Source organism: Nocardia sp. NPDC050412, assembly GCF_044458825.1.
GTDB lineage: Bacteria > Actinomycetota > Actinomycetes > Mycobacteriales > Mycobacteriaceae > Nocardia.
Window position 1 is genome coordinate 760,555 of record NZ_JBITIJ010000002.1, and the last position, 25,524, is coordinate 786,078.

Below are 25,524 nucleotides of genomic sequence, written 5' to 3' on the forward strand. Positions count from 1 at the left end.
CTCCACAATTGGTGCGGGTTCTCTCCACAGCGGGTGGCTAGGGTTTCGGTTCATGGAACAGCACGGGGCGGGCAACGGGCAGGCGGCGCGACGGATTCTAGTGGTCGACGATGAGGTGACCATCGCGGAATCGGTGGCGGTGCGGCTGCGGTCCGAGGGGTTCACCGTCGATCTGGCCCATGACGGTCCAGGGGCGGTTGCGGCGGCTGAGGCGGTCGTGCCCGATCTGGTGGTGCTGGATGTGATGCTGCCCGGCTTCGACGGTCTCGAGGTGTGCCGTCGCATTCAGGCCGCGCGCCCGATCCCGGTCCTCATGCTCACCGCACGCACCGACGAAACCGATCAGCTCATCGGCCTCGGCGTCGGCGCGGACGACTACTTGACCAAGCCGTTCTCGGTTCGTGTCCTCGCCGCGCGAGTCCATGCCCTGCTACGCCGCATGGACCGTGCCGTCGAACGCGACGGCGCCACCATCATCGTCGGTGATCTGCGCATCGATGTGGACCAGCGCCGGGTGTGGCGCGCCGATATCGAAGCCCAACTCACTCCGCTGGAATTCGACTTGCTGGTTCGGCTGGCACGACGCCCCCGCGTCGTGCTGGCCAGGGAACGATTGCTCGAAGAGGTTTGGAACTGGGCCGACGCCGCGGGCACCCGGGCGGTCGACAGTCATATCAAGGCATTGCGCCGCAAGCTCGGCGCGGACGTGATCCGTACGGTGCACGGTGTCGGCTATGCGTTGGACGCGCGATGAGTGCAGAGTCCGGTAGGGATCGCGCTATCGAGGATGGCGTACGTGCTGGTGCGGCGGGGCCGCGGTGGCGTGCGGCCGTTTCACCGAAGCTGGGTGCGATATCGGCCGCGGTCGCGGAGGTGCTGCCGCGGCCGCTGGATCCGGTGAAATCGATCAAGCTGAAGTTCGCGATTCTGATGCTCGGGTCGGCCGGGGTGGCATTCGGGTTCTTCCGGCTGCGGATCGGCTGGCTGCCGCCGAAGACGACGATCGCGGCAACGGTGATCGCGCTGATCACCTCGCAAATCCTCGCGCACGGCACCACTCGGCCGCTGCGCGAGATGACGGCGGCGGCCAAGCGGATGGCGCAGGGCGACTACACCCGCCGGGTGCGGGCCAGCTCACGCGACGAGGTCGGGCAACTGGCGGCGGCCTTCAATCAGATGGCCGCCGACCTGGCCGCCGCCGACCAACAGCGCCGCGACCTGATCGCCAATGTCTCGCACGAACTGCGCACCCCGATCACCGCGCTGAATGCGGTACTGGAGAACATGGTCGACGGTGTATCCGAACCCGACGACAAAACCCTGCGCACCGCACTCGCCCAGACCGAACGGCTCGGCCGACTCGTCGGCGAACTGCTCGACTTGTCCACCATCGAATCCGGCGCCCGCGCCCTGGACCGCGAAGAAATCAGCGTCACACCGCTTTTGGTCGAGGTCATCGCCGAGGCCGAGGTGGCCGCCGCGGCGCTCGGGCGCGGCGTGCGCTTCCGCACCGATGTGCAACCGAGCAGCGCAAGCGTTTTCGCAGACCGTGCACGTTTGCATCAGGTGTTGCTCAACCTGCTCGACAACGCGGCCCGCCACGGACCCGCCGGTGGCGAAGTCCGCATCGAGGCCCGCGTCGACCGCGGCGGTCTCGTCATCGACGTCCAAGACCAAGGCCCCGGCATCCCGATCGCTGAGCGCGCCACCATCTTCGACCGCTTCACCCGCGGCGGGCGCACCGATGGTGGCGGTACCGGACTGGGTCTTGCCATCTCCCGCTGGATAGTCGACCTACACGGCGGCACCATAGCCGTCGCCGATCCGGGCTCGCGCATTCGCGTGGTTCTCCCCGCCCCCTAACGCATTCCACTTTTCCGTAACCCGGACCAATGCGGTCCCGGGACGATCCCGCACACCCGTAGGAGGGCCCACTCATGCCAGATCAACCCGAACCACTTACCCCGCCCGAAGCGATATCGGAGCCGAGCGTACGAGCCGAGTCGGTAGCGGATGCGTCGAGCCCGTCGAGTGTGCTGATAAGTCCGCCATCGAGTGCGCCGCCAACCATGGCGCCACTTCCGCCGCCGAACTCCGGGTTGCCCGCGCCGCGACCCTGGCCGGTACAACTGCCGAGATGGCGGCGCATCGCCTGCCCGCCGGGCGTATTGCCCGCGGCGGGTATCGCAGGTCTCGCGGGCGCGGTGTTCATTCCGCTGGACCGGCCTGGGATCGGTTGGGTACTTGCCGGCTTGGTGGCGGCGGCCGCGGTATGCACGGTGGACGGCCGTGCACGTCACACGGCAGAAATGGCCGTGCCGACAAATCATGCGCTCGGCTCCGAGGCGAGGGAGCGTGACCCAGGACATTCGGCTCCTGAGGCGCCCGGTGGTCGGATGTTGCTCAAAGATGCTGGCGCGGAGTCCGATCGATCTGACGCGCACGGCAGCGGTTCGGTGGACAACGATGCGGTGCCGATACCGAATTCGCCGAAATTGCCCGTTGCGAAGGCAACCGAACATGAACCAGGGAGCGAGGTTCCGGTCGGTGCCGGGGGTGGGGTCAGGCTGGAAGAGGGCGGTGCGGAAGCTGATCGAGCCGTACCGGGATTTGGTGTCCGCACTGCGAATTGGGGGCGGGTTTGGTGGACGATCCTGGCGTTGGCGCTGCTGGCCGTGGGGGCGATGCGGGCCGCGGGGTGGCTGTTCGCGCTCTGTGTTGTAGCGGCCGCGGTGGCCGGGTCGTTGGCTGTCGTCGGCCGGCGGTCGGTATATGGCGCGTGGTACGACGTGATCGCGGTGCCGATCGAGTCTGTTGCGGGCGTTCCGTGGGTGTATTCGGCGTTCGGGCGGATCGGCGAAGGTCCGGCGCGGCGGTCGTGGCGAGCCGGGATATCGGGTGCGGTGACGCTCGCGTTGTTGGCGGTTTTCGTGCCATTGCTGGGCGGCGCCGATGCGACATTCGCGAAGCTGCTCGACGCGGTGACGCCGAAGCTCGACGCGGCATCGGTCGTGCAGTGGATCGCGCTGTTCGCGGTACTCGGGCTCGGCAGCGTCGGGGCGATGTATCTGCTTGCGGGTCCGCGAGCAGCGGCGACAGGCGCGCCATCCGGCCGATGCCTGCGACGGTTGGAATGGGCACTGCCGGTGGGTGCGCTGACCATCCTGTTCGCGGTCTTCGTCGCCGCCCAGTTCGTCGCGCTGTTCGGCGGTGACGACTACGTCCAGCGCACCGCGAATTTGACCTACGCCGAATACGCGCGCAGCGGATTCTGGCAGCTCTCGATCGTCAGCATCCTTACCCTCGCCGTAATTGCCGTCGTATTGCGTTGGGCCACACAGGAGTGCGCCGCCGACCGAGCCTGGTTGCGCATCCTGCTGTCCGCGATCGGCGTGCTGACGCTGATCATCGTCGCCTCGGCCCTCGGTCGCATGTGGACCTACCAGCAGGCCTACGGCTTCACCGTCATGCGCCTCTTGGTAGAGGTGTGCGAACTCTGGCTGGGTCTGGTGTACCTGCTGATGATCGCGGCGGTGCTGCGCCTCGATGGCACCTGGCTGCCGCGCGCCGCCATCGGCACCGCGATGTCGACGCTGTTCGCGCTGGCCGTGCTGAACCCGGAAGGCCTTGTCGCGGAACGAAATATCGACCGCTGGGAGCACGGCGGTAACCTCGACACGCTTTACCTCAGCAGACTCTCGCCCGATATCCTCCCTGCCGTCGGGCGGCTTCCGCAGCCGCAACGGGCGGAGATATTCGGCCCCATCCGCACTAGTCTCGACGACGACACGTGGCAGAGCTGGAACCTGTCTCGCGCCCGTGCCCGCTAGGACACTCGTGCCTGGTTGCCGGCGATGACGACATGCGCCAGACCGGACGCGTGCGACTGCCGCGGACAGGCAGAGTTGCCGGGCCACCGAACTCAGCTGCCGGTCGCCAAGCCGTACGCGCCCATCAGAGTCCGAACCCCGGAAGTCGGCCCACGCCGACCTTTCGGCGAACTGTCCCCATGTCGCAGGGGCGCAGCGGGCGCTGAGTGCGCCGAAGCGCTGAATGTTTCGCGGCCTAAGTGAGGGCGCGGCGCACGGCGTCGGCGGGATCGGTGGCGAGTTGTGCTGCGGGGATGGGGCTTCCGCTGGCGTCGTGAAGTTGCCAGCCGCCGAGGGAGACGACGGTGATGGTGCCGCGGTGGTGAGCGAAAGCGAGTTCGGAGAGGGTGCCCCAGGATCCACCGATCACGATGACGGCGTCGGCGGAGTGAATCAGGATGGCGTTTCGGGCCTCGCCCATACCGGTGTACAGGACAGCGGACAGACCGCGACAGGCGGCGGACCGGTCGGTATCAGGCCGAACCCCGATGACAAGACCGCCCATCCCGGAGGCCCCCTCGGCAACGGCCGCCATGACGCCGCTACCGCCGCCGCATAGCACCGTGGCACCGGCAGCGGCGAGCAGCCGTCCCACCTCCGCCGCCCATTCGGCCTCGGTGTTCGTGCAATCACGCGGTCCGCACACCGCGACCTGCGCAGGTATGTCACGAGCCATGAAGTCGACGATAGTTGCTGGTCTCGGCGCCGAGCGGAGGGCATCTGCCGCATCGCGAGAGTCCGGTTCGCCGAACCAGATCTCAATGCCCGAGGCGCGCTCCACGACCGGGACGCCGGTGCGTGTGAGCGTGACGAGTTCGTGGACCCGTGATCAGGCCACTGGCTCGGTGCCGAGCGGCGGATATCCGCTGGCCGGTTCGGGCAGGGGCCCCGCGGGCTTACCAGAGGTGCCTACCGGCGCTTGGCGAGCAATGTATCGAGTTGAGTGGCGAATTCCTCGGCGGCACTTCGGTATCCGACGTGATCGCCCGGGAATTCCACGATGTCGAGTCCGAGGTGCTCGCCGAGTACCACATTGGGCAGCGCCGGGAAGGTTTCCTTCGAATCGTGTCCGACGACGAGGACGAGCTTGTCGGCGACGGATTGCAGTGCGTCGAAATCCGGTGTGTAGCGGACGTACTGACGCATCTCGTTCTCCATCCAGAACAGCATGTTCTGCTGGATGCGCGCACCGATCGCGGCGGCTTCGGGCGTGGGTTCTTCGGCGCCGGGCTGCTGCTGGCGCAGCCCGACGCCCGCGGCGAATGCGGAAATGGCGGCGACGAAGCCTTCGGACTTGCTTGTCTGGTAAACGTCGTCCAAGAAGGTGAGCCACTTGTCGGCATCGGGCAGGACGGTCGCCAGCGGCGGTTCGTGGGGGATGAGCGTGTGCACGAGTTCGGGTCGCGTCGTGAGCAATTCGAGCGCGACGATGGCGCCGGAGCTGCTGCCGAGCACGGCGGCGGGCTGATCGCCGAGGTGGGTGAGCAGTGCGGCAGCATCAGCGCCGTCCAGTTGGACGTTGTGGTCCTGCGCTGGGCTGCGGGAGAATCCGCGCCGATCGTAGGAAACCACCGTATAGCGATCCGCCAGGCGCTCGGCGATCTGATCGAAGCTCCCGGCGTCGCCATTGCCGCCCGGGATGAGCAGCAGCAGCGGTCCGGTGCCGCGGATCTCGTAGTACAGCGTCGCACCGGGCACGGCGAGGGTGTGGCTGGTGGGAACGTCCATGGGAAAGGCTCCTGGTAGATAGGACAGTTGCCGCAACGCTTCCCGGATGACGGGCAGTGCCGCGGTGGGCGGGTCCGCATCGACCCAACGGTCGATGGCGACCTGCAGTGCCGTCGCGATCGCGCCCGCCATGATCCGCGGGAACATCTCGGTGTGCGGGTCGTGGCCGGTGCGTTCGGCGATGGCCGTCGCGATGGCCTCTTGGATGACGGCCTGCGCCTTGAGATATTCACCCTGCAGCGCGGGCTCGGCGGTGATCAGCCGAATACCGCGAGTCCACACCGGATCGGGCAATTCGTCGTCGCGGAATTCGGAGAGTACCGCGTGGATGACCGCGGGCCACAGCGCTTCGGCCGCCGGACGATCGTGCAGTCCGTCCGCGATCCGCCGGGCCCGATCGACCGCCACCGAGCACACGGCCTCGTGCTTACTGGCGAAGTAGTTGTTGAACGTGCGTGGCGAAACTCCCGCCGCCGCCGCGATGTCCTCGACCAGCACGCTGTCGAGCCCATGCTCGACCGCCAGCCGTAGCGCCGCGAATCCGAGCGCCTCCCGAGTCGCGAGCTTCTTGCGTTCGCGCAACCCGAGTACGAATGCCACGCTTTCACGATACGCAATCTTGCGTGGCACGCAAGATTGCGTGATCGGAAAGTTGTGCGCCCCAAGGGGATCGAAAACCCCGCAACCGCCGCCGCCCGAGATCAGTACAGCCGCCACCCGTCTCGGCGAATTGCTCGCGAAACATTCGCCGCGTGCGGACATGTGGCGTAGGAACCGGCCGGCACTTGCGGTGTCGGCCGTAGGCGGCCCAGGGCACTTTTGTTCGGAGGCTACGCAGACTTGCGTAGCACCGAAATCCGCCCTCCACTCCACGCGACCAGCACCGCGGCCAGGAACGACAACAGCGACGCGCTCATCCAGGCCTGTTTGGTGAAGTGCAGCTTTTCCTGCACGTCCACCCAGAAGTCGGTCCATACTCCGGCGTCGCCCGGGTTGATCAGCTGGTAGACCGAAAGTCCCACCAGCCACGCGAAAACCATGCCCCACCGCGATGGCGCGTTCGCCGAGGTATTCCACTGGTCAGGCCTGCGAAGGAAGAAGTCCGCGACGAGCACGCCGAGCAGCGGCACGAAAACCGACCCGATCAGGCCGAGGAAGCCGAAGTAGTTCGCCATGTTCAGCCGCAGCGCGAGCAGTGTGATCAGCACACCCAGGCCGATCGAGAGCACCCGGCGATCGACCCGGGGCGTGAGGTTCTGGATCGATACGGCCGTCGAGTACACATTCGCGAACGACTGGTCGGCCTCACGGAAGACGAAGATGAAGAAGAACACCGCACCGAGGGTCACCTTCAGGAACGGCGAATACACCCCGCCGTCGCCGGGCGCGAGCGCCAGCGCGAACAGCCCGAGCACATAGGCGATGATCTGGGTGAACGCATACGCCCCACTGGCCGCGCCGAATGCCGCACCGGTGCTGCGGGAGTGACGGGTGTAGTCGGCCGCCACCGGCACCCACGAAATCGAAACCGCGAGCGCCGCATCGGTAGCGACCCAGAACAGATTCCAATCCACACCGAACGGCCCGCCACCCGCGGTGCCCGGGTTGGCGGTGAGATCAGGCAGACCCGCGCGCACGAATTGGACGTAGAACCAGATCAACGCGATCACCACGCCGACGGTCACGAACCGTCGCAGCATCCGGACCGAACCGAGCGGCCAGATCGTCAAGACCGTCGTCAGCGCGCCCGCGGCGACCACGTAAATCCAGTGCTGACCACCATCGAACAACTCCTCCGCCGCATCGCCGATGACGATCAATTCGAAGGTGCCCCAACCGATCAGCTGCGCGATATTGAGTACGGTCGGCAGATAGCTGAGCTTCGCGCCGAATAGTCCGCGCAGCAACATCATCGCGGGCTTACCGGTCTTGGCTCCGGGCACCGCGGCAAGACCGAGCATGAGGCCGCCGACCACCGTACCGATGATCATCGCGAGAATGCCCGCGGCGATGGAGATCTGGGCGGCGCCATCGGAATTCGGCGCCAGCACCGTGTACGCACCGGAGAATGCGAACAGGCTGACCCCGAGGTTCGCCCAGAACGCGCCCTGATCCCAGAACGAGAGCACCTTCGGCGCTGGCTGGTCCAGGGTCAGCGGTGCTTCGCGCCGCTCGGATTGATCAAGGGTGGGTGCAGACATCCCGGTACCGCTCTCCCTACGCCGGCATTACCCGGACAGGTTCATGCGGTCGGCGAAACATGGGGTCCGCCCTCTCAGCCCGGCCGTGCCCGAGCTCCCGCGCTGGGTTTTCGGGCGAAATGCTACACCCGTGCACGGCGCGCCGGGCCGCGCCTTCGGACATTCCAGACAGGTTCCGCGGAGACCGCCCCGAACATCGCAACCACCGCCCATACTGTCCGGTACCGACCTGGTTATTGCTCGGTTATCTGCCGCTCATCGCTCACCTCGACTGGAATGAGTATGCGCCTATGATGCTGATCGCCTTGCACGAGACCGTCCTCGCTCAAATCGGGAATCCGACGCCGGAGGCACCGCCCAATTCGGAGAAGATCCTGCAGATGGTCCGCTACCTGACCTGGTTTGTCATGCTGTCGGGTGTCTGCGGCATCACCTACGCGGGCGGCCGGTTCGCGTGGGAGAAGTGGAGCGGCGGCACCCTGGACTCGCCGAAAATGCTTGCCGGCGCGATGCTCGGTGGTGTCATCGCAACCAGCGCGGGCACCATCATGAACTCTATCGTCGGCTGAAAACAGTTGTGGGTGTTCGGCTGACGCTGGCTCCGGCAGCGGCGGCGGCGCGCGCGAAGACGACCGCGTCGCGCACCGCCGCACCGCCGGGATCATTGTTGAAGTAGACGAACACCTCTTCGCGATCCGACCAGGTGTCGGCCAGCCGTCGCGCCCAACTGGACAGTGCCGTGCGTCCGTAGCGCGGTGTGGGTGTGGCACGTCCGGAATGCAGTCGCAGATAACCCCAGTCCGTCGTGCGCCACAGCGGCGCGACGGGACGGGAGCGGACATCGGCCCAACACAGCGCCGCGGCGTGTTCCGTCAGCACGGCACGAACTTCCGGAATCCACCAGGAATCGTGCCTGGGTTCGACCGCGATCCGGACTTCGGGCGGAAAACAGCGTAGGCACGCGTCGAGCAGTGCCGGATCGACCCGCAGTGTCGGCGGAAGTTGCAACAGCACCGGCCCCAGCTTGTCGCCGAGTACACGGGCGTGTTCCATCAAGCGCCCGACCGGCTCCTCGGGTTCGCGCAGTCGCTTGATGTGGGTGAGGAAACGGCTTGCCTTGACCGCGAAACAGAAGTCCGGCGGCGTCCGATCCCGCCATGCCGCAAAGGTCTCCCCGCTGGGCAGTCGATAGAAAGCATTGTTGCTCTCGACCGTTGCGAAGCCCGCGGCGTAGGTTTCCAGCCACGCACGCTGCGGAACATTCGTCGGATACAGCACCTCGCGCCAGTCCCGGTACTGCCAACCCGATGTGCCGACGAGTAGGGGCATACCTCCATCGAAGCACTTTCTGACGGCCCTCATGTCAACGACGCTATGTAGTAGATAGATTCTCGTACCACGTGCTGATCTTCAGCTTCCCGAGCCATATCACCGACGCGATCGAGCACATGGTGACCAGCGCGACGCTACTGGCTCTCCGTGCCGTACAGGTCGTCCGGGATCGTGGCCTGCGCCCGGTCTCCGGTTCGTCCGGTCAGTAGCACCCTTCAAGGGTGGCTGCGGCGACCACATCGATGACATCGGTGACCTCGTTGCGCGCGTGCATCGCGATGCGTTGTCGCCGCGCGCCGTTGCCACGCGCCAGAACTGCTTTGACGGTATCGGCGACGAATTGCTGGTCGCCGGACTGTTCGAGCGCGGGGGTGAGGTGGTCGATCAGACCGGCGAGCAGGGTGCTGGCCGGAAGGGCGCGCCCACTGATCGTGTCGAGCCCGTCTCCGTCCAACCCGGACCGGGCGGCTTTCCAATACGCGGCCCGCAAAACCTCCGCGGGCACCGGGGGCGGTGGCAACCCATCCTGAATCGCCGTCTGCGCCATGACGACCGCCGCGCGAATCAGCGTGGCCAACAACGCCGTTTCCTCGACCGTCGCCGGTACATCGCTGACGCGCACCTCGACGGTCGGGTACGAGGCCGAGGGCCGCACATCCCAATACACCATCGCCGTATCGAGAATGCTGCCGCTGGCGAGCATCATCTGCACCATATCGTCGTAGTCCGCGACGGAATCGAAGAAGGGCGGGGGACCGGCACTGGGCCACCGCCGCCACATGATGCTGCGCCAACTGGCGTATCCGGTATCGGTGGCGCGGTAGACAGCGGAATTGGCGGTCAGCGACAACAACACCGGTAACCACGGCCGCAAATAATTCCCGACCCGTATCGCGATATCTCGTGACGACACCCCGACATGCACGTGGCAGCCGCACAAACCCTGTTCATGGGCGAGCATCCCGAAGTTTTGTTCGATACGTTGATAGCGAGGTGTATCGGTGACCGGATACGCATCCGGTATCGCGGGCGGCACCGCCACCGCAAGCAATCGGGCACCGTGCTTCTCCGCGCAATTCGCCACGCTGCGGCGCAGTCGGCACAGGTCATCGAGCAATTCAGGGGTCCGGGTGTGCACCCCGGTATTGATCTCGACCTGACACCGCGTCAACTCCAACTGCAGATCGATACCGACATCGGCGGCCGCCCCCGCGACTTCGACATTGCGCGGACTCGGCGCACCCGTGATCGGATCCGCCAGAAGGAACTCCTCTTCCACGCCGACGGTGGGTAGGACCACGGCCATCACTGGATTTTACTGCGCAAATCGCTGATCCGGACGGATACCGCCACGGCCCTGTCCACCGTGGAACCCGGTGGCGCGACCCGCTGGCGGTTCTGAGTCGCCGCACCTCGATTACCCGTCAGGTAATCGTGTCGGGACCGCGGGCTTCGTAGGATCGGCAGCATGAGTACGCAGACAGCCGGTGACCTGCTGCGCCATTGGCGGCTCGAGCGCAGGCTCAGCCAGCTGGAATTGGCCGGGCGCGCCGAAACCTCCGCGCGGCACCTGAGTTTCATCGAAACGGGTCGCGCGAATCCGAGCCGCACCATGCTGGTGCACCTGTGCGAGCAGTTGGAAATCCCATTGCGCGAACGCAATCGGCTGCTGCTCGCGGCCGGATTCGCACCCGCCTACGCCGAACCATCCCTCGATACACCCGCGATGGACGCGGTGCGCGGTGCGATGCGCCAGATCCTCGCGGGCCACGATCCCTATCCTGCACTGGCCATCGACCAGAGCTGGAATATGATCGACGCCAATTCCGGTGTGGCACTGCTGTTGGCGGGTATCGACCCGAAACTGCTCACCGCACCGGTGAATGCCCTGCGCCTGAGCCTGCACCCCGATGGTATGGCCAGCCGCATCGTCAATCTGGCCGAATGGCGCGGCCATATCTTCGAGCGGTTGTCGCGCCAGATCGAAGTCACCGGTTCGCCGGAATTGATCGAGCTCCGCGACGAATTGCGCGAATACCCCGGTGGCACAGCCGATCTCATTCTCCCCGATCCGGACCAGGCCGTCGTCCCGCTACGCCTGCGCCACGATGACCACGAACTGTCCTTCATCAGCGTCACCACCGTCTTCGGCACGCCGATGAACGTCACCGTCGCCGAACTCGCCATCGAATCGTTCTTCCCTGCCGATGAGGAGACCAAGAAGCGCCTCAACGCCGCATCGTGATGAGCGGCCGTTGTGCTGTGTGCGTCATGGTGATCGACGCCAGTGACTACTGATCAACCGCGCCGAATCGAGGCTCGAGGGGGTAGGTTCGGGGCGTGGGCAGGGGACCGAAGTGACGGGCGCGGCGGATCTCGCGGCACTGGTCGGCGTAGCGGTGGATTCGATGACCGATCTGGGTTCACAGCATTCGTGGACATTGCATCGAGCAATTCTCGGTGACGGGCGCGAGGTCTTCGTGAAGGTCGCGCACGACCAGGCGGCGGTATTCGCGGCGGAGGCGGCGGGGCTGCGCTGGCTCGCGGCGGGGGCTCCGGAGTTGGTGCCCGAGGTGCTGGCTGTCGATGGCGGGATGCTGGTGCTGCCCTGGGTGCCCGCGGCCGCGCCGAGCGCATCTTCCGCGGCGCGTTTCGGGCGCGAACTTGCTGCGCTGCACGCGGATTCGCCGGGATCGTTCGGCGCGCCGTGGTCGGGTTGGATCGCCGATCTACCGCTGGACAACACCCAGGTCGATGGCTCGTGGGCACGCTGGTACGCCGACTACCGCCTCGCCCCATATCTGCCGAGGGCCGCCGCAGCGCTCGGTCGCGACGGAATTCGGTTGGTGGAGCGCGTGATCGAGAATATCGAAACCTTGGCGGGCCCACCCGAACCGCCCAGCCGCATCCATGGCGATCTGTGGTCCGGCAACGTCCTGTGGACCGCCGACCACGCACTCGTCATCGACCCGGCCGCGCACGGCGGTCACCGCGAAACCGACCTCGCCATGCTCGCCCTCTTCGGCATCCCACACCTGGACCGAATCCGCGCCGCCTACCACGAAACCCACCCCCTCGCCGACGGCTGGCGCAACCGCATCCCCCTGCACCAACTGCATCCACTCCTCGTGCACGTGGTTCTGTTCGGTATCTCCTACCGATCCCAAACCATCGCCGCCGCCACGGCCGCCCTCGCCGCATCGCACCCATAGGACCGCACCCCGTAAGACTGCCCCCTACAGCGCCCCAGTACTGCCCCCTCGCGAGGGCGCAGCACGGTGACATGTGCGGGGGTGCTGGGCGCGCATGTATCGCGGTAGTGGGCCCGGCCATGCTCGGTGCGGACAGACCGACGCCTTCGGTGAGGACGGCGCGCTGCTGGCCTGGCAATCATGCCCCGACACCGGCAGGGTGGTGGGCAGGGCACATCGAGGCCCACGGACTCAGCGGCGCAAGGCGGTTTCCTGCTGCATATGCGACAACTTCTCGGGATTGCGAACGGAGTAGATGCCGGTGATCAGCCCGTCGTCGATGCGCACCGCCATGACCGTATCGAGCTCGCCGTCGAGCCGTATTACCAGCGCCGGATAGCCATTGACCTGGGCCGGTTGCAGCGACAAGGCAGTAATCCTGCCCGACAACGCGGCCAGTAGGCGGGCCACCTTGTCGGCTCCCGTGACGGGCCGCGGGAGGGCTTGTTTGATTCCGCCACCATCACCCAGGAGTACGACATCAGGCGCGAGAATATCGAACAGGCTCTGTATGTCGCCGGTTTCGACCGCCCGCTGGAATGCCGCGAGCACGTCTCGGCTCTGGGCCGCTGAAATCACCCCGCGAGGTCGGCGCGCCGCCACATGTGCGCGGGCACGATGGGCGATCTGGCGGACCGCGACCGGGGTTTTGTCGACGGCTTCGGCGATTTCGTCGTACGGCAGGTCGAACACCTCGCGCAGCACGAACACCGCGCGCTCGGTTGGTGCAAGTGTCTCCAGCACCAGCAGCATCGCCATCGAGACGTTCTCGGCGAGTTCGACATCGTCGGCGACGTCGGGCGTGGTGAGCAGCGGTTCGGGCAGCCAGGGGCCGATGTAGGTCTCTTTGCGGCGTCCGAGTGTGCGTAGTCGGTCGAGTGATTGGCGGGTGGTGATTCGGACCAGGTAGGCACGCTGGTCTTGCACGGTGTCGTGGTCGACGCCTGCCCACCGTAGCCAGGTTTCTTGCAGGACGTCTTCGGCGTCGGCGGCCGATCCGAGCATTTCGTACGCGACGGTGAAGAGCAGGTTGCGGTGGGTGACGAAGACTTCGGTGGCAGGATCCGCACTCACGACTGCGCCCCCGGCATCCGGAAGTGTGTGGTCACGGGTGGCTCCTGTCTGTTGGATCTCGACTGCGTCGCTCACCAGACGCCGGACCACCACATTCTGTGACACCAGGCGCTTGTGACGGGCATCGCCCCGGGGGTGTCACAAGGCTCGAGGCGTGGGGTACACAGGTGAGTTCAGCTCGTCTTCGCGATGACCTTCTCCGCGAACCGGGACAGGTGCGCGATTTTGGTGTCCAGCGATTCGGTATCGGGTTCGGTGGTGTACGGGTAGCGGAAGCCGACGATCACATCGGTGACACCCTTGTCCTCCAACCGCTTCACACCATCGACGGTGAACCCGTCCAGCGAGATGACGTGGATCTCGAAATCCTTGCGGGTGCCGTATTCGGCGCGCAGCACATCGAGTTTCGCGAGCAGCCGGTCCAGTTCGGCTGGATCGCCGCCTGCATGCATCCAGCCGTCGCCGCGCTGGGCGGCGCGTCGCAATGCCGGGCCACTGTGTCCGCCGATGAGGATCGGAATCGGTTCGGTCGGCACCGGGCTGATCTTGATGGGCGGCAGATCGTAGAACTGTCCGTGGTATTCGAAATAGCCGCCCGCGGTGAGCCCGCGCACGATATCGATGCACTCGTCCATGCGTGCACCGCGATGTTCGAACGGCACACCCATTATTTCGAAGTCATCGGGCCATGGGCTGATGCCGACGCCGAAGCCGAACCGGTTCCCGCTCAATGCCGCGATCGAGGCGGCCTGCTTGGCGACCAGCACCGGTGGGCGGATGGGCAACTTCACCACGAAGGGCGTCAGCCGCAGTGTCGTCGTGGCCGCCGCGATGGCCGCCGACAGCACGAAGGCCTCGATGAACGGCTTGTCCTCCAGGAACTCCCGATTGCCATCGGGGGTGTAGGGGTAGGTGGCGTCGGATTCCTTCGGATAGGCCACACTGTCGGCGATCGTCATCGACGTATACCCGGCAGCTTCCGCGGCCTGTGCCAGCGGAATATAGAAGCTCGGGTCCGTCATCGTCTCGGCATAGGTGAATCGCATCTCAATCGCCTTCCATACGTTCGGCGCTGTGCGCCCTGTTCGATGCGGCACCGCGCACGCTTCCGGCGATGCCGAATCCGACCACAATCACATCCGCGGTCGCGTCCCACTCGACCGGTTCGGTAATCAGCTGGGGGAGTGCGGTTCCTAGGCCCATGGGTTCGAAAACCCCTCCGGGATCAGATAATCGAACATCGCTTTCATATCGGCTGACAGCCGCATGAGCTCGATGGCGGAACCGAGGGCGCCTCCGTCGAGATAAGCGAACTCCATCCCGATATCCTCGAACGCGCCGCGAGCGAGCACCTCGGCCCCGCTCGCCTTCGCCTCGGCCAAGGCCGCGTCATAGTCTTCGGCCACCCATGCGACGTGATGCAGTCCAGGCCCGACGCTGTTCAGATGTTCGGAATACAAACTGACCCCGGACTTGGGCTCGATCAACTCCAACTGCTGCCCGCCCGCATACCCCAATGCCACCGTGATCGTGTAATCGGCGGGCGCGCCACGCAATTCGCACAATTGCGGTCCGAAGTGCACGTCGGGGACGGTGAACCACTTCGCGACGCCGTATCGCTCGGTGAACTCCCGCTGCGCCGCCTCGATATCGCGCACCACCCAGCACAGCTGGAAGATCGGCCCGCGCGCGATGGTCATCGGATCACCTCTGGTCTGCTGCACGAAGGCGACCGCGCCTTCGTTCCGTACGGCCCCAATTAAGCATTTTCGCTTAACATCGTCAATACTTGGGTTTAGTACAGTGCTGACATGGCCACCGAGGATCCGCGTGCCGCACTGCTCGACGCGGGCGAACGACTCATCGCCGAACGCGGCGTTGACGTCCCGCTGCGCGATATCGCCGCGGCCGCGGGTCAGCGCAACAACTCCGCGGTGCACTACTACTTCGACTCCCGCAGCGGTTTGCTCGAGGCCATCGTCGACCGCCGCATGAACTGGCTCGAAGACCGCCGAATGGGACTGCTGGCCAGGTATGAGACCGAGGGAACCGCACATGAGATCCGCACACTGGTCGCGATGCTCGCCGCCCCCATCCTGGAACTCATCTACACCGCAGAGGTCACCCACTACGGCCGCTTCCTCGAGGTGGTGCGCGCCCACCCCGTGATCGCCGACGCTCGCCGCCTCGCCGGCGCCGACCGTGCCGCCGTCCGCATCATCGCCACCCGCCTGGATGCGGGCCTGCCGCAACTCCCGTCCCGTTGTCGCCGCCAGCGCCTGGAAACGATGGCGACCGTCATGTTCGCCCTGATCGCCGACTACGAACGCGCGCTCGAAGCAGGCGTGCGCACCGCGGACCCCGACAGCGACACCGCCGAGATCATCGACATGATCGTCGCAATGCTCACCGTGCCGGTGCGCGAAGCGACCTCAGGTGGTGCGTAGGATTTTCGACGTGCCGTCCAGCGTCTTGCCCGGGAAGACTGGACGCGGGCGGATCGCGGCATTCCCCGGCGCGAATACACACCCATTTACGCTGTGGGGCAGTGAATATACGTTCATCGGCACGGAATGTGTACTCGGCCGAGCAGCGAGCACCGGTAGCCGACACTGTTCCGGTAGGCGCCTGACGCCACGGTCGACCAACCACGGAGGTCCCATGAGGGAGCCAGCCCACCCGTTACCGGCATTGCGCAACCAGGATGCACAGCCCGCGTTGACTTCAGCGAAACCGATGATCTGACAATGAAATTCCCTTTCGACGAGCTGACCCCCAACCAGCTCTCGTTCGCCGAACGCGACGAACGATATCGCCAGCTGCACGACTGGTCCGAACCCACCTATCGACACAACTCCGGCTTGCGGATGGTGTGGCGCTACGACGACGTGCGGGAGTTGATGGAAGCGGCCAGCCCCGGCATCTCGAACGCGAAATCGCTGGAGCCCCTTGTCGGTTTCGGGCGCATCGCGGCCAATCCTCGCGCCGTCGGCCATCTCTGCCGGCATCTGCTCCCGCTGCCGGCGAAGGCGACCGCGGATCTCACCGACGACATCCTGCACAAACGGGTATGGGACACCTTGGCAGGCCCGGGGGGACATTTCACAGTGCCGAGGGCACAACGCCCGCAACGGATCAAGGACCTGACCGAGCATTTCCATCACGCGCTTGGCACCGAACGTGACGTGAGTGACCGGACGCTCGACGTGACGTCCCTGTCGATCGATTACGCGGCCCGGATCGTCGGCGCAGCGGTCGGCTTGCCGCCTGCGGACTGGCCGCATGTGGCGATATGGAGCGGTGCCCAGTCCGGGCTGCTGGGTCGGCGGATGCGCGGACGCGAATTGGCCGAGGCGGTCGGCGGCCTCGGTCGGCTGTTCACCGTGAGCGCCGACGCCATCGCATCCGGCGGACGGGATCGGACGGACGGATTGCCCGGCCGTCTGTGCGCTGCCCGCATACCCCGTCGAGTTGCCGTGTCCGCCGTGGCCAACTCACTGGCCGCAGGCGTACACACCGTCAGCGGCAGTATCCAGCAGGGCCTGCAGCGCCTGCTGAACAATCCGGACCGGCAGTGGTGGCACCTGCTCGCCGACGAGGCATCGACCGCGCACGTAGCGGCCAAGGTACTTCAGCTCGATCCGGGTCTGGTGGCTTGGAAGCGGCATGTCGTGGACTCGCTGACGCTGCGCAGCGGCACCGCGCTCTCGCCCGGGCCGGTTCTGGTGATGTGCGCCGCCGCCAACCGAGATCCGCGGGCCTTCCCGAACCCCTTGGACCTGCACGGTGCCGGCAAACTTCCGTTGACCTTCGGATTCGGTAAACACGTCTGCCCCGGCAAGCAATTGGCGCAGCTCGCAGTCGAGGTATTCCTGCGGGAATTGCACGCTCTCGCACCGGCCGCACGTCTGGTACCGGCGGGGCAGCGGACTCGAGCACGCCCGTCCGACTTGCTGTTCAGTGGCGCCGACATCGTCATTGTCACCGGCTGAACCGTTCGGGGTGTCGCAATGGAGTACTACGAGCTGGACATCGCGGATGTCGACGAATGGACCGAAACCTCCAACAGTTTCGTCCCGATGGATCATCGCTACCGCGAACCCGAGCGCTGGCAGGTGGCCATGACCGTGCAGCAGACGACCACGTACCGCCTGCTGCGCTGGGATCAGCCCGGCGACCGGCTGGCTTTCCGCACCCCGTCGAACATCCGTCGTGTTTCGGCCGAGGACTTCTACTGGGTAGTCGTCCCACAGCGGGGAGAATTCGCCGCGGCCGATGAGCACGGAGTCACTCGAATCTCACCGGGGCAGGCGGCGGTGCTGGCGCTGGATCGGCAGTGCCGGCTGCATATCCCCGGCTCGGTGGCCTACGGCTTCCAGGTACCACGCGCAGAGTTCGCGCGACCCGGCCTACGACAGCCGGTGCTCGACCTCGGCTCGGGTCTCGGCCGGATCGCCGCGGGCATGGTCCGTGATCTGCATGCCGAACGATCCGCGTTGACGAGCCGGGAGTTCAACGCGGTCGGTGACCGGATCGCCGAGCTGCTCTGCATGATGAGCGCGGGTGATACCGGACCGCAGCAGACTCATCTGACAGAGCTCGCCGAGACCGTCCGACAGCACGTGCGCCGACACATCGGAGTTGCCGACCTCCGGCTGCCCGAGGTGGCGCGGGCATTGGGCTGGTCGCCGCGACAGCTGCGCACCGCACTGCATCAGGCGGGCACCACGTATCGGGAAGTGCGCCAGGACGAAGCACTGCGAGCGGCTCGGACCATGCTCGAAAACCCCGACACGACAGCAACAATCGGAGAGGTTGCCGTGCGCAGCGGCTTCACCCTCACCTGGTTCTCCGCTGCATTCAAGGCACGATACGGTGAGACACCGCGAGAGTTTCGCAAACACCGGTTAGCCGAGTCGGTCCGGTCCACAACAACTCTCGGCTGAGTGCCACCGCAATAGTGAGCACTACCCGATCCATCTCGGCTTCGGTCATCGGAGCCATACCGCAGCCTGTGCTCAGGCCCCCGAATGGACAGCCTAGTACTGACCGGCCTGCGTCAGTGCCGTGACGACTCGTTACGCCTCGGGCTTCTCGTGGACGATACCGGCGTAGATCGGCACAGCAGTGGTCGGCGGTTCCAGTCGCCGACGCATGTCCGGGGCGTCGACGAGTGGCAGTACATCGGCGTCCGCAAGCGGAGTGTGAATTCCCTTCTAATGACCTGCATCGCTGCCCGGCTTTTTGTTTTTGCGCCGTCGAATTCTGTTGCGAGGCAGGAGCGGTGGGTTCCCGTGGCGAGGCATGCGTCAGCCGTCGACACTGACCTGGCACAGCTCGCCCAGCCGTTCGATCAGCAGCCGACCAGGTCAGGCAAGTCCGCGCCGGCACTTCCGCACGGTCGCGGTCGGTCGGAGATCAGCGAAAATTGGAGTACATCGTGGCAGATCTCTTGCCGTTCGTGATCGCCGGAATTGTATCCGGCTCGGTTTATGGGCTGGCCGCAACGGGTTTGGTGCTCACCTATAAGACGTCGGGAGTATTCAACTTCGCCCACGGCGCTATGGCCACCGTGTCGGCGTACGCGTTCTACACGTTGCACATCATCGATGGTGTCGTATGGCCGCTCGCCCTGGCGATTTGTGTGCTCGGGATCGGCCCGACCATGGGCATGGCACTGGAATTGCTGGCCCGCGTTGTAGACCGGGCGAGTTCGGAACTGCGGATCGCCGCGACGGTCGGCATTCTGCTGGTTGTCCAGGCGGGGGCGAGTCTGTACTACGGGCAGACGACGCCGCGGATCGTTCCGGTCTTCCTGCCCCAGGGCGGATTCGCCGCCTTCGGTGTCCGGGTGCAGTGGTCGGATGTATCAACGTTCGGCGTCGCGGTACTGGCGACCGTCGCGTTATCGGCCGCGCTGCGGTTCACCCGAGGTGGTATCGCGATGCGCGCGGTCGTCGGGAACGCGGCATTGCTGGATCTGGCCGGGACGAGCTCGGTGCGCACGCGACGATCGGCCTGGTGTGTCGGCACTGGTTTGGCATCGCTGTCCGGTGTGCTGTTCGCGCCGTTGATTCCGCTCGATCCCATGCAGTTGACGTTGCTGGTCGTCCAGGCTTTCGGGGCGGCGGCCATCGGCCGATTCACCAGTCTGCCTTGGAGTTTCGGCGGTGGACTGCTCATCGGGGTGCTCGCCGCGTTGGCTACGCACTACTTCACCACCGGGGTGGCCGCGGGAGTTCCCACCGCATTGCCGTTCTTGGCGTTGTTTCTCGTGCTGCTGATCATGCCACGCCGCTACCTGGTGGACCGGGACCGAGCGGTCCGGCGGATCCGGTCCGGTTGGACTGCGCCACCGGCGTTGCAATCCGCGGGGGCGGTCGTGGTGTTGGTGGTGCTCGCGCTGGTTCCGTCGTTCGCGGGCATCCATTTGACGGATTGGACTGTGGCGCTGGCGATGACGCTCGTCTTTCTGTCGCTCGGTCTGTTGGTCCGCACGTCCGGTCAAGTCTCGCTGTGCCACATGGCTTTCACCGCGATCGGAGCCTGCGCGTTCTCGCACCTGGCTGTCGATCGGCAGTGGCCGTGGCCGCTCGCGTTCATCGGCTGCGGACTGGTGGTCCTACCGATCGGTGCGGTGTTGTCGATTCCGGCTATTCGACTCAGCGGCCTGTATCTGGCGTTGGCGACCTTCGGATTCGGCGTCGTAGTTCAGATGATGTTCTACAGCGAGCCCTACATGTTCGGCACCAGTGGTCTGGGCCTGAAAATGCCGCGCCCCAGCGTATTCGGACTCGACTCCGACCCGTCGTTCTACCGTTTAGTGCTGGTGCTGGCCACGGTAGGCACGCTGATTGTGGTGGTGTTGGACAAGAGCAGGCTCGGACGATTGCTCCGGGGGCTGGCCGAATCGCCGACCGCGTTGCGGACCACTGGTGTCACAATCGAAGTCACCCGCGTTCTCGTCTTCTGCGTTTCGGCATTTCTTGCCGCATTGGGTGGCGCACTCGCCGGAATGGCCCAGACCACTGCCTCGGCGGCGAATTATCAGCCGCTGCTATCGGTTACTTATTTCGCGGTCATTGTCGTCGTGGTGGGCCGGGAGCCTTGGTATCCGCTGCTGGCCGCGGTGGCGTTGATCCTGGTGCCGTCCTATCTCCAAGTCGTGGGAATGTCGCTGTGGCTGCAGGTCCTGTTCGGCATTCTGGTGGTGCTGCGCGCCGCCACCGCGAGCCGACTCGAAGTTCCCGTGCCGATTCGATCCTGGCTGGACAACGCTTTTCGCCTGCACCGGTCCTCGGTGGTCTTCGCCGCGGAACCCGCCACCGAGCAGCCCGCAACGGTGCTGGACGTCCACGATCTTTCGGTTCGCTTCGGCGGCGTAGTGGCAGTCGACGGACTCTCGTTCGACGCGTGCACCGGGCGGATCACCGGACTCATCGGCCCAAACGGGGCAGGCAAGACCACGACCTTCGATGCCTGCACCGGTCTCGTCCAAGCCAACGCAGGCGAGGTGCGACTGCAGGACCTGGTGATCAGCCGAGCCTCGACCGCGCGCCGGGCGCGGCTGGGCATCGGGCGAACCTTTCAGCAGACCGAACTGTTCGACTCCCTTACTGTCGCCGAAAACGTCGCGATGGGCGCCGAAGGTCCACTCGCCGGTGCGAACCCGCTGGCCCAACTGGTCTCGGCGCACGGACAGGCCCGGCGGGTGCGCACCGCGACGGCCTCCGCGATGGCGTTGTGCGGTATCGAATCCATCGCGGATTCTCGCGTCGGTGCACTGTCCACCGGGCAACGAAGACTGGTCGAACTCGCCAGATGTCTTGCCGGGCCGTACCGGATCCTGTTGCTCGACGAGCCCAGTGCTGGCCTGGATCGCTCGGAAACCGTGCGCTTCGGACAGATTCTGCGGCAGGTCGTCGCCGCCCGTGGCGTCGGAATCGTTCTGGTAGAGCACGATATGTCGCTGGTGCTCGAGATCTGTGAGGAGATCTTCGTACTCGACTTCGGTCGCCTGATATTCCGGGGCTCGCCCGCGCAGGTTCGCGCTTCGGTGGTAGTGCAGCACGCCTACCTCGGCGAGCCGGTCACCGACGAACGCGGGATGACGGAGCCCGTCGCATGACCGAGACCGACTACGCGCTCCAATTGCGCTCGATCACCGCGGGATACGGCACCACGATCGTGCTCCACGACGTCGACCTCGCGGTTGCCCCCGGGTCGGTCGTGGCGCTGCTCGGGCCGAACGGCGCCGGAAAGTCGACGCTGCTGCGGGTGGCCTCCGGGCTACTTCCGGCCCGATCGGGGACGGTGTCGATAGGCGGGGCCGATCTGACCCGCGCTCGTCCTGTGCGTCGCGCCCGCGCGGGGCTGTGCCTGATCCCCGAAGGCCGAGGTGTATTCGCGGACTTGACGGTTCGGGAGAACCTGCGCCTCCTGACGCCGCCGTGGCGCCGAGGTAGTACCGACGACGTGCTCGATATCTTCCCCGCGCTGCGGGCGAAGCTCGATCAACGGGCCGGCTCGCTGTCCGGTGGCCAGCAGCAGATGCTGGCACTGGGGCGTGCCTGGCTGGCAGATCCATCGGTTGTGCTGCTCGACGAGGTGTCCATGGGCCTGGCTCCGCTCGTCGTGGACGAGATCTTCGCGGCGCTCGGCGAATTGCGTACTACCGGCTCGGCGATTGTCCTGGTCGAGCAGTACGTGGATCACGCCATGACGATGGCCGATCGCGTGGTGTTGCTCAGCCGCGGCACTGTCGCGTTCGCCGGGCCCGCCGTTGACATCGACCGAGCTGCCGTGCTGCAGAACTATCTCGGCATCGACAGCGGTCACACAGACTTGCCGGCGTCGCCGGCAGGACACCCACCCGGAACCGCGGCCGGGCGATGGGCGTAGCGAATCGAATGCTCGGTATCCGTACAGGAGTGGAGTAATGAGGAAAACAAGGTTTCTGTGGTGGGTCGCACCGGTGCTGGCGGCGGCGCTCGCGCTCTCGTCGTGTTCCGCCGACTCGACGAGCGGCGGGACCGAATCCGTTGGCCCGGTGAAGGTTTCCGACGGCGGGCTGAATGGCGATCCGATTCTCATCGGGTCGATTTGCAGCTGCACCGGCCCAGCCGCGGCGTCGGTGGGACACGCCAGCGACGTGCTACAGGCATGGGCGTCGTGGGTCAACGATCGTGGCGGAATCAATGGGCACCCGGTCAAGCTCGTCTCATACGACGACGAGCAGAATCCGACAACAGCGCTGGCCGTCGCGAAGAAACTGGTAGAACAGGACAGGGTGGTCGCAATCGTCGGCCAGACCAGCCTGGTCAGTTCGAGCTGGCAGAACTATGTCGACAGCAAGGGCATCCCGGTCATCGGCGGACAGCCGGTCGACGCCCCGTTCATCACCGACCCGAACTTCTTCGCCTCCGGAACCACGCTGCCGGTGTTGATGCTGGGTGAGGTAGCCCAGGCCAAGCAGGCGGGGGCGAAGACCCTCGGCGTCTACTATTGTGCCGAAATCCCGGTCTGCGAGCAGCTTCCACAGATGCTGAAACCAATGGCCGAACAGGCTGGTCTGGGATTCTCTGCGGAGAAAGTCGCGATTGCCGCGCCGAACTACATCGCTCCCTGTCTCGCATTCAAGGATAAGGGTGTCGACGCCGTATTCCCCGGCGTCTCCGTCGAGGCGATTTCGCGCATCGCGGCATCGTGCGCACAGCAAGGTTACAAACCGATTCAGGCTCCTACCGGCGTGAGCCTGCAGAGAGCGTGGGCCACGGACCCGAACTTCGAGGGCAGTATCTTCGCGGGCTCGAACGCGCTGTACACCGATGACTCGATTCCCGCCATCAAGGACTTCGGTGACGCCCTCGACAAATACATTCCCGGTCTTCGGGGCAGCGGGGACTTCAGCGCGCCGCTGCTGTGGCCCTGGGCAGGTGGGCAACTGTTCCTGGCGGCGGCCAAAGCAGCCAACCTCTCCCCGTCTTCGACGAGCGCGGATGCGATCAAGGGACTGCGCGCACTGCGCGAAGAGACCCTCGACGGTCTCGCTCCGCCGCTGACCTTCCCTGAAGGCCAACCGGGGTTCCCGCTGTGCTACTTCACCGGAAACACCAAAGGCGGAGTATTCCACTCTGCCAACGGTGGTAAGCCGACGTGCATCGACCAGGCAACTGCCGCTGCGCTGATGAAGGCACTCACGCCGTCATAGCCATCCGAACCCGTATTCGGCGAGGCGGTGGCGTTGGGCCGCCTCGCCGATGCATTTGAAACCCGTTGGGTTGATCGCCACCGCAGACATAAGGACAGGGCTGGCCATCGGTTCGCGCAACGGCTTGTCGATCTCCAGCGAGAAATCCTTCGGGGGTGGGCGATGTCCACCCCATGGGTGGCTATCGCCCACTGCACATGTAACCGAATCTATTCATGCAAGCCGAAGGAATCTCACACGAGGAAAGACACGCGTCCTTTGCATCTCATCGCTGTCATTGTGCTGACTGCAGTCATCGCCGGGCTCCTGCGTTGGTTGGTGATTCCGGAGCGGCGTCGCAGCCTCGCCTCTCGCCCGAACGGACCCGATCCCTGTTACGTCCAGGTGTGTCCGATTCGGCTACGTGGCCCTTTTATCGCCCTCACCGCGCTCTGGGCTGCGCTGCTGATCACCGAGGTCGCAACTAATCCGGACGCGAGCAATGTGTTGCTTTATGTCTATTTGCTCGCGCTTGCCGCTTCGGCGGTGAACCTCACCGCGATCTACCTTCAATGGCGGTTCGCGGGTGGAGTTCTCGACCATTTTGCCCACCCTGTGGGTGGGTGAATGATGGCCGTGGTCATCGCCGCACAGCACCCGCCATCGGAATCGACCGCGCACGAGAGCAATTCACCAACGACGCCGCTCACCGAGAGCGGCGTCCGGCTTTCGTCGGTGATGGAGAGGCGGCGCAATAACATGGCCGAATCCGATCCGCACCGCCAGTACAACGTCGCACATCGCCTCTGAATCGGCGCGGTGCGTCTCTGCGACTCAGGTGGCGACGCGCGGCCGCCCGGCCTGTTCGATTTTCTCTCGGCAACCAGGTATCCCGCGGTACTCGCGCCGACCACGAGCAGGGACAGGCTCGGAACGAGCGCGATCGCCAGAATCGGCGTCCGGACTCCGAGCCTTACTCTGAACATCGGCTCGAGATAGTACGGGCCGGGTCGAATTGATTGTCCTCTTTCCGTGGGGCGGAAACCGTCCGAAGCGGTACATCCGACAGACCGCCCCAGCAGAGTGTGACGGTGATTTCGACGGCTTGCTCCTTGGGTATGGGTCGATCGGCGTTGAGCCAGTACCGCGAGGTGAACTGGCTGGCGCCGACAAGCCCGACCGCGAATGCCCACGCGCGTTGCGGACCGAGGCCGGAGTCTCGGATGAGTAGATCGTGCACCGCGCCGATGCAGGCTGCGTTGGCCTGCCCTACGCGCCACTGCACGGATGGCTCTGTCGGCACCTCCGACTCGAAGACCAGCCGGAATCCGGCGGGATCATCGTCGACGAAGTCGAAATAGGCATGCACCGCCGCGGATAGCCGCCCATGGTTGTCATCGGTCGAATGCAGGGCGTCGTGGACAGTGGACACGAGTCTGTCGAGATGCTGTTGCAATACCGCCAGATACAGCTCCAATTTGCTCGGAAAGTACTGGTACAGAGTGGGTTTGCTGATACCTGATCGCCGCGCGAGCTGATCCATGCTGGTGCCGTGGTAGCCGCGCGTCGCGAAAACTTCGCCGGCGCTTGCGACTATCTGACGGCTACGCGCGGCACGAGCCGATCTGGCCGCATGCGCCCGGGGCATCATCGGGTCGTTCGGCCCGTGCTGTGACATGCGGTCAGCAAGATCGGTCATGTGAGGCTCCCATCGGTGTCCGCGAGATCCGCCGGCGAGACGCCCTGCGCGCCGTCGTCTGCGGTATGCACCGTCGGCGAGGCGACGACTCGGAACGCGTCCGACTCGTCGCCGTGCCGGGTGGCACCGATATTGAGTATACTGTTATTCGGTCGGCTGGCGACCGCGGCCGGAATGCGCC

The 25,524-nt window shown here is 65.5% G+C and carries 26 protein-coding genes and 1 riboswitch; of the genes, 15 read left to right on the forward strand and 11 right to left on the reverse strand.

Translation table 11 applies throughout. The features are described from left to right. The first annotated feature begins 52 nt into the window (after nt 1-52). Both ACIBI6_RS07420 and ACIBI6_RS07425 read left to right on the forward strand, forming a co-directional pair. On the forward strand, nt 53-754 hold the full coding sequence (locus ACIBI6_RS07420; RefSeq protein WP_364348030.1) for a response regulator transcription factor: 702 nt from the start codon (nt 53-55) through the stop codon (nt 752-754). A 176-nt stretch (nt 755-930) separates the two neighbouring features. Beyond that, a complete protein-coding gene (locus ACIBI6_RS07425; RefSeq protein ID WP_396955612.1) occupies nt 931-1,863 on the forward strand; it encodes an ATP-binding protein in 933 nt (310 codons plus the stop codon). A gap of 82 nt (nt 1,864-1,945) precedes the next feature. On the opposite strand, the gene ACIBI6_RS07430 is transcribed toward ACIBI6_RS07425, so the two are convergent. Further along, entirely contained in the window at nt 1,946-2,212 is a 267-nt protein-coding gene (locus tag ACIBI6_RS07430) for a hypothetical protein (protein WP_364348036.1), read from the reverse strand. Between the two features lie 184 nt (nt 2,213-2,396). Here ACIBI6_RS07430 and ACIBI6_RS07435 point away from each other — a divergent pair, with 184 nt between their 5' ends. Further along, a complete protein-coding gene (locus ACIBI6_RS07435) occupies nt 2,397-3,830 on the forward strand; it encodes a DUF4153 domain-containing protein (RefSeq protein ID WP_396955555.1) in 1,434 nt (477 codons plus the stop codon). 235 nt (nt 3,831-4,065) lie between these two features. Here ACIBI6_RS07435 and ACIBI6_RS07440 read toward each other — a convergent pair whose 3' ends face one another. The 3 genes from ACIBI6_RS07440 to ACIBI6_RS07450 all read right to left on the reverse strand — a co-directional run bounded on the left by ACIBI6_RS07440 (nt 4,066) and on the right by ACIBI6_RS07450 (nt 7,798). Continuing rightward, nucleotides 4,066-4,545 (reverse strand): dethiobiotin synthetase, encoded by a 480-nt coding sequence (locus tag ACIBI6_RS07440; protein ID WP_396955556.1) that lies wholly within the window; start codon nt 4,543-4,545, stop codon nt 4,066-4,068. A gap of 233 nt (nt 4,546-4,778) precedes the next feature. Then, nucleotides 4,779-6,197: an alpha/beta fold hydrolase gene (locus ACIBI6_RS07445; protein ID WP_396955557.1), complete on the reverse strand. Its 1,419-nt coding sequence runs from the start codon at nt 6,195-6,197 to the stop codon at nt 4,779-4,781. Between the two features lie 230 nt (nt 6,198-6,427). Continuing rightward, entirely contained in the window at nt 6,428-7,798 is a 1,371-nt protein-coding gene (locus tag ACIBI6_RS07450; protein ID WP_364348047.1) for a cytosine permease, read from the reverse strand. Beyond that, a riboswitch (TPP riboswitch) is annotated at nt 7,793-7,909 on the reverse strand. (Overlaps the previous gene by 6 nt.) A gap of 179 nt (nt 7,910-8,088) precedes the next feature. On the opposite strand from ACIBI6_RS07450, the gene ACIBI6_RS07455 reads away from it, so the two are divergent. Continuing rightward, on the forward strand, nt 8,089-8,367 hold the full coding sequence (locus ACIBI6_RS07455) for a hypothetical protein (protein ID WP_364348454.1): 279 nt from the start codon (nt 8,089-8,091) through the stop codon (nt 8,365-8,367). On the opposite strand, the gene ACIBI6_RS07460 is transcribed toward ACIBI6_RS07455, so the two are convergent. Continuing rightward, on the reverse strand, nt 8,354-9,127 hold the full coding sequence (locus ACIBI6_RS07460) for a DUF72 domain-containing protein (RefSeq protein WP_364348457.1): 774 nt from the start codon (nt 9,125-9,127) through the stop codon (nt 8,354-8,356). The two genes, ACIBI6_RS07455 and ACIBI6_RS07460, sit on opposite strands and share 14 nt — an antisense overlap. Before the next feature lie 71 nt (nt 9,128-9,198). Here ACIBI6_RS07460 and ACIBI6_RS07465 point away from each other — a divergent pair, with 71 nt between their 5' ends. Further along, complete coding sequence (locus ACIBI6_RS07465; RefSeq protein WP_364348050.1) at nt 9,199-9,339, forward strand: hypothetical protein; 141 nt, start codon at nt 9,199-9,201, stop codon at nt 9,337-9,339. Here ACIBI6_RS07465 and ACIBI6_RS07470 read toward each other — a convergent pair. Continuing rightward, a complete protein-coding gene (locus ACIBI6_RS07470) occupies nt 9,333-10,436 on the reverse strand; it encodes a glutamate--cysteine ligase (RefSeq protein WP_364348053.1) in 1,104 nt (367 codons plus the stop codon). The two genes, ACIBI6_RS07465 and ACIBI6_RS07470, sit on opposite strands and share 7 nt — an antisense overlap. A 162-nt stretch (nt 10,437-10,598) precedes the next feature. Between ACIBI6_RS07470 and ACIBI6_RS07475 the strand changes: the two genes are divergently transcribed. Together ACIBI6_RS07475 and ACIBI6_RS07480 are read left to right on the forward strand one after the other, a co-directional pair. Further along, nucleotides 10,599-11,375, forward strand: a complete 777-nt coding sequence (locus ACIBI6_RS07475) for a helix-turn-helix domain-containing protein (protein ID WP_396955558.1) — start codon at nt 10,599-10,601, stop codon at nt 11,373-11,375. A gap of 112 nt (nt 11,376-11,487) precedes the next feature. Continuing rightward, nucleotides 11,488-12,342 (forward strand): fructosamine kinase family protein, encoded by an 855-nt coding sequence (locus ACIBI6_RS07480; RefSeq protein ID WP_364348065.1) that lies wholly within the window; start codon nt 11,488-11,490, stop codon nt 12,340-12,342. 231 nt (nt 12,343-12,573) lie between these two features. Here the strand turns inward: ACIBI6_RS07480 and ACIBI6_RS07485 are convergent, their stop codons facing one another. The 4 genes from ACIBI6_RS07485 to ACIBI6_RS07500 all read right to left on the reverse strand — a co-directional run bounded on the left by ACIBI6_RS07485 (nt 12,574) and on the right by ACIBI6_RS07500 (nt 15,155). Further along, nucleotides 12,574-13,455 carry an RNA polymerase sigma-70 factor gene (locus ACIBI6_RS07485; RefSeq protein WP_396955559.1) on the reverse strand — a complete coding sequence of 294 codons (882 nt, stop codon included), beginning with the start codon at nt 13,453-13,455 and terminating at the stop codon, nt 12,574-12,576. Nucleotides 13,456-13,628: 173 nt separating this feature from the next. Continuing rightward, nucleotides 13,629-14,501, reverse strand: a complete 873-nt coding sequence (locus ACIBI6_RS07490; RefSeq protein ID WP_364348068.1) for a TIGR03619 family F420-dependent LLM class oxidoreductase — start codon at nt 14,499-14,501, stop codon at nt 13,629-13,631. Nucleotide 14,502: 1 nt separating this feature from the next. Next, a complete protein-coding gene (locus ACIBI6_RS07495) occupies nt 14,503-14,658 on the reverse strand; it encodes a hypothetical protein (RefSeq protein WP_396955560.1) in 156 nt (51 codons plus the stop codon). Then, complete coding sequence (locus ACIBI6_RS07500) at nt 14,649-15,155, reverse strand: VOC family protein (RefSeq protein WP_364348074.1); 507 nt, start codon at nt 15,153-15,155, stop codon at nt 14,649-14,651. Before ACIBI6_RS07500 ends, ACIBI6_RS07495 begins: the two co-directional genes overlap by 10 nt. 111 nt (nt 15,156-15,266) lie before the next feature. Between ACIBI6_RS07500 and ACIBI6_RS07505 the strand changes: the two genes are divergently transcribed. The 8 genes from ACIBI6_RS07505 (at nt 15,267) to ACIBI6_RS07540 (ending at nt 24,454) form a co-directional block, all read left to right on the forward strand. Continuing rightward, a complete protein-coding gene (locus tag ACIBI6_RS07505; RefSeq protein WP_396955561.1) occupies nt 15,267-15,902 on the forward strand; it encodes a TetR family transcriptional regulator in 636 nt (211 codons plus the stop codon). 300 nt (nt 15,903-16,202) lie between these two features. Continuing rightward, the gene (locus ACIBI6_RS07510) at nt 16,203-17,447 is read left to right on the forward strand and encodes a hypothetical protein (RefSeq protein ID WP_396955562.1); all 1,245 of its coding nucleotides are present in this window, start codon (nt 16,203-16,205) and stop codon (nt 17,445-17,447) included. 18 nt (nt 17,448-17,465) lie between these two features. Next, entirely contained in the window at nt 17,466-18,401 is a 936-nt protein-coding gene (locus ACIBI6_RS07515) for an AraC family transcriptional regulator (protein ID WP_364348083.1), read from the forward strand. Nucleotides 18,402-18,895: 494 nt separating this feature from the next. Continuing rightward, entirely contained in the window at nt 18,896-21,583 is a 2,688-nt protein-coding gene (locus tag ACIBI6_RS07520; protein WP_396955563.1) for an ATP-binding cassette domain-containing protein, read from the forward strand. Beyond that, nucleotides 21,580-22,356: an ABC transporter ATP-binding protein gene (locus tag ACIBI6_RS07525; protein WP_364348089.1), complete on the forward strand. Its 777-nt coding sequence runs from the start codon at nt 21,580-21,582 to the stop codon at nt 22,354-22,356. Before ACIBI6_RS07520 ends, ACIBI6_RS07525 begins: the two co-directional genes overlap by 4 nt. A gap of 37 nt (nt 22,357-22,393) precedes the next feature. Then, a complete protein-coding gene (locus ACIBI6_RS07530) occupies nt 22,394-23,665 on the forward strand; it encodes an ABC transporter substrate-binding protein (RefSeq protein ID WP_396955564.1) in 1,272 nt (423 codons plus the stop codon). A gap of 279 nt (nt 23,666-23,944) precedes the next feature. Then, entirely contained in the window at nt 23,945-24,271 is a 327-nt protein-coding gene (locus tag ACIBI6_RS07535) for a hypothetical protein (protein ID WP_396955565.1), read from the forward strand. Beyond that, nucleotides 24,272-24,454 (forward strand): hypothetical protein, encoded by a 183-nt coding sequence (locus tag ACIBI6_RS07540; RefSeq protein WP_396955566.1) that lies wholly within the window; start codon nt 24,272-24,274, stop codon nt 24,452-24,454. A 163-nt stretch (nt 24,455-24,617) separates the two neighbouring features. On the opposite strand, the gene ACIBI6_RS07545 is transcribed toward ACIBI6_RS07540, so the two are convergent. Continuing rightward, a complete protein-coding gene (locus tag ACIBI6_RS07545) occupies nt 24,618-25,343 on the reverse strand; it encodes a TetR/AcrR family transcriptional regulator (RefSeq protein WP_396955567.1) in 726 nt (241 codons plus the stop codon). Between the last annotated feature and the right edge of the window lie 181 nt (nt 25,344-25,524).

What these genes read in the sequence shown, in the direction of transcription:
- ACIBI6_RS07420 (WP_364348030.1), top strand. Translation starts at nt 53, where the DNA reads ATGGAACAGCACGGGGCGGGCAACGGGCAGGCGGCGCGACGGATTCTA.
- ACIBI6_RS07425 (WP_396955612.1), top strand. Translation starts at nt 931, where the DNA reads ATGCTCGGGTCGGCCGGGGTGGCATTCGGGTTCTTCCGGCTGCGGATC.
- ACIBI6_RS07430 (WP_364348036.1), bottom strand. Translation starts at nt 2,212, where the DNA reads ATGAACACCGCGCCCGCGAGACCTGCGATACCCGCCGCGGGCAATACG.
- ACIBI6_RS07435 (WP_396955555.1), top strand. Translation starts at nt 2,397, where the DNA reads ATGTTGCTCAAAGATGCTGGCGCGGAGTCCGATCGATCTGACGCGCAC.
- ACIBI6_RS07440 (WP_396955556.1), bottom strand. Translation starts at nt 4,545, where the DNA reads ATGGCTCGTGACATACCTGCGCAGGTCGCGGTGTGCGGACCGCGTGAT.
- ACIBI6_RS07450 (WP_364348047.1), bottom strand. Translation starts at nt 7,798, where the DNA reads ATGTCTGCACCCACCCTTGATCAATCCGAGCGGCGCGAAGCACCGCTG.
- ACIBI6_RS07455 (WP_364348454.1), top strand. Translation starts at nt 8,089, where the DNA reads ATGATGCTGATCGCCTTGCACGAGACCGTCCTCGCTCAAATCGGGAAT.
- ACIBI6_RS07460 (WP_364348457.1), bottom strand. Translation starts at nt 9,127, where the DNA reads ATGCCCCTACTCGTCGGCACATCGGGTTGGCAGTACCGGGACTGGCGC.
- ACIBI6_RS07470 (WP_364348053.1), bottom strand. Translation starts at nt 10,436, where the DNA reads ATGGCCGTGGTCCTACCCACCGTCGGCGTGGAAGAGGAGTTCCTTCTG.
- ACIBI6_RS07475 (WP_396955558.1), top strand. Translation starts at nt 10,599, where the DNA reads ATGAGTACGCAGACAGCCGGTGACCTGCTGCGCCATTGGCGGCTCGAG.
- ACIBI6_RS07490 (WP_364348068.1), bottom strand. Translation starts at nt 14,501, where the DNA reads ATGCGATTCACCTATGCCGAGACGATGACGGACCCGAGCTTCTATATT.
- ACIBI6_RS07495 (WP_396955560.1), bottom strand. Translation starts at nt 14,658, where the DNA reads ATGGGCCTAGGAACCGCACTCCCCCAGCTGATTACCGAACCGGTCGAG.
- ACIBI6_RS07500 (WP_364348074.1), bottom strand. Translation starts at nt 15,155, where the DNA reads ATGACCATCGCGCGCGGGCCGATCTTCCAGCTGTGCTGGGTGGTGCGC.
- ACIBI6_RS07505 (WP_396955561.1), top strand. Translation starts at nt 15,267, where the DNA reads ATGGCCACCGAGGATCCGCGTGCCGCACTGCTCGACGCGGGCGAACGA.
- ACIBI6_RS07510 (WP_396955562.1), top strand. Translation starts at nt 16,203, where the DNA reads ATGAAATTCCCTTTCGACGAGCTGACCCCCAACCAGCTCTCGTTCGCC.
- ACIBI6_RS07515 (WP_364348083.1), top strand. Translation starts at nt 17,466, where the DNA reads ATGGAGTACTACGAGCTGGACATCGCGGATGTCGACGAATGGACCGAA.
- ACIBI6_RS07525 (WP_364348089.1), top strand. Translation starts at nt 21,580, where the DNA reads ATGACCGAGACCGACTACGCGCTCCAATTGCGCTCGATCACCGCGGGA.
- ACIBI6_RS07530 (WP_396955564.1), top strand. Translation starts at nt 22,394, where the DNA reads ATGAGGAAAACAAGGTTTCTGTGGTGGGTCGCACCGGTGCTGGCGGCG.
- ACIBI6_RS07540 (WP_396955566.1), top strand. Translation starts at nt 24,272, where the DNA reads ATGATGGCCGTGGTCATCGCCGCACAGCACCCGCCATCGGAATCGACC.
- ACIBI6_RS07545 (WP_396955567.1), bottom strand. Translation starts at nt 25,343, where the DNA reads ATGACCGATCTTGCTGACCGCATGTCACAGCACGGGCCGAACGACCCG.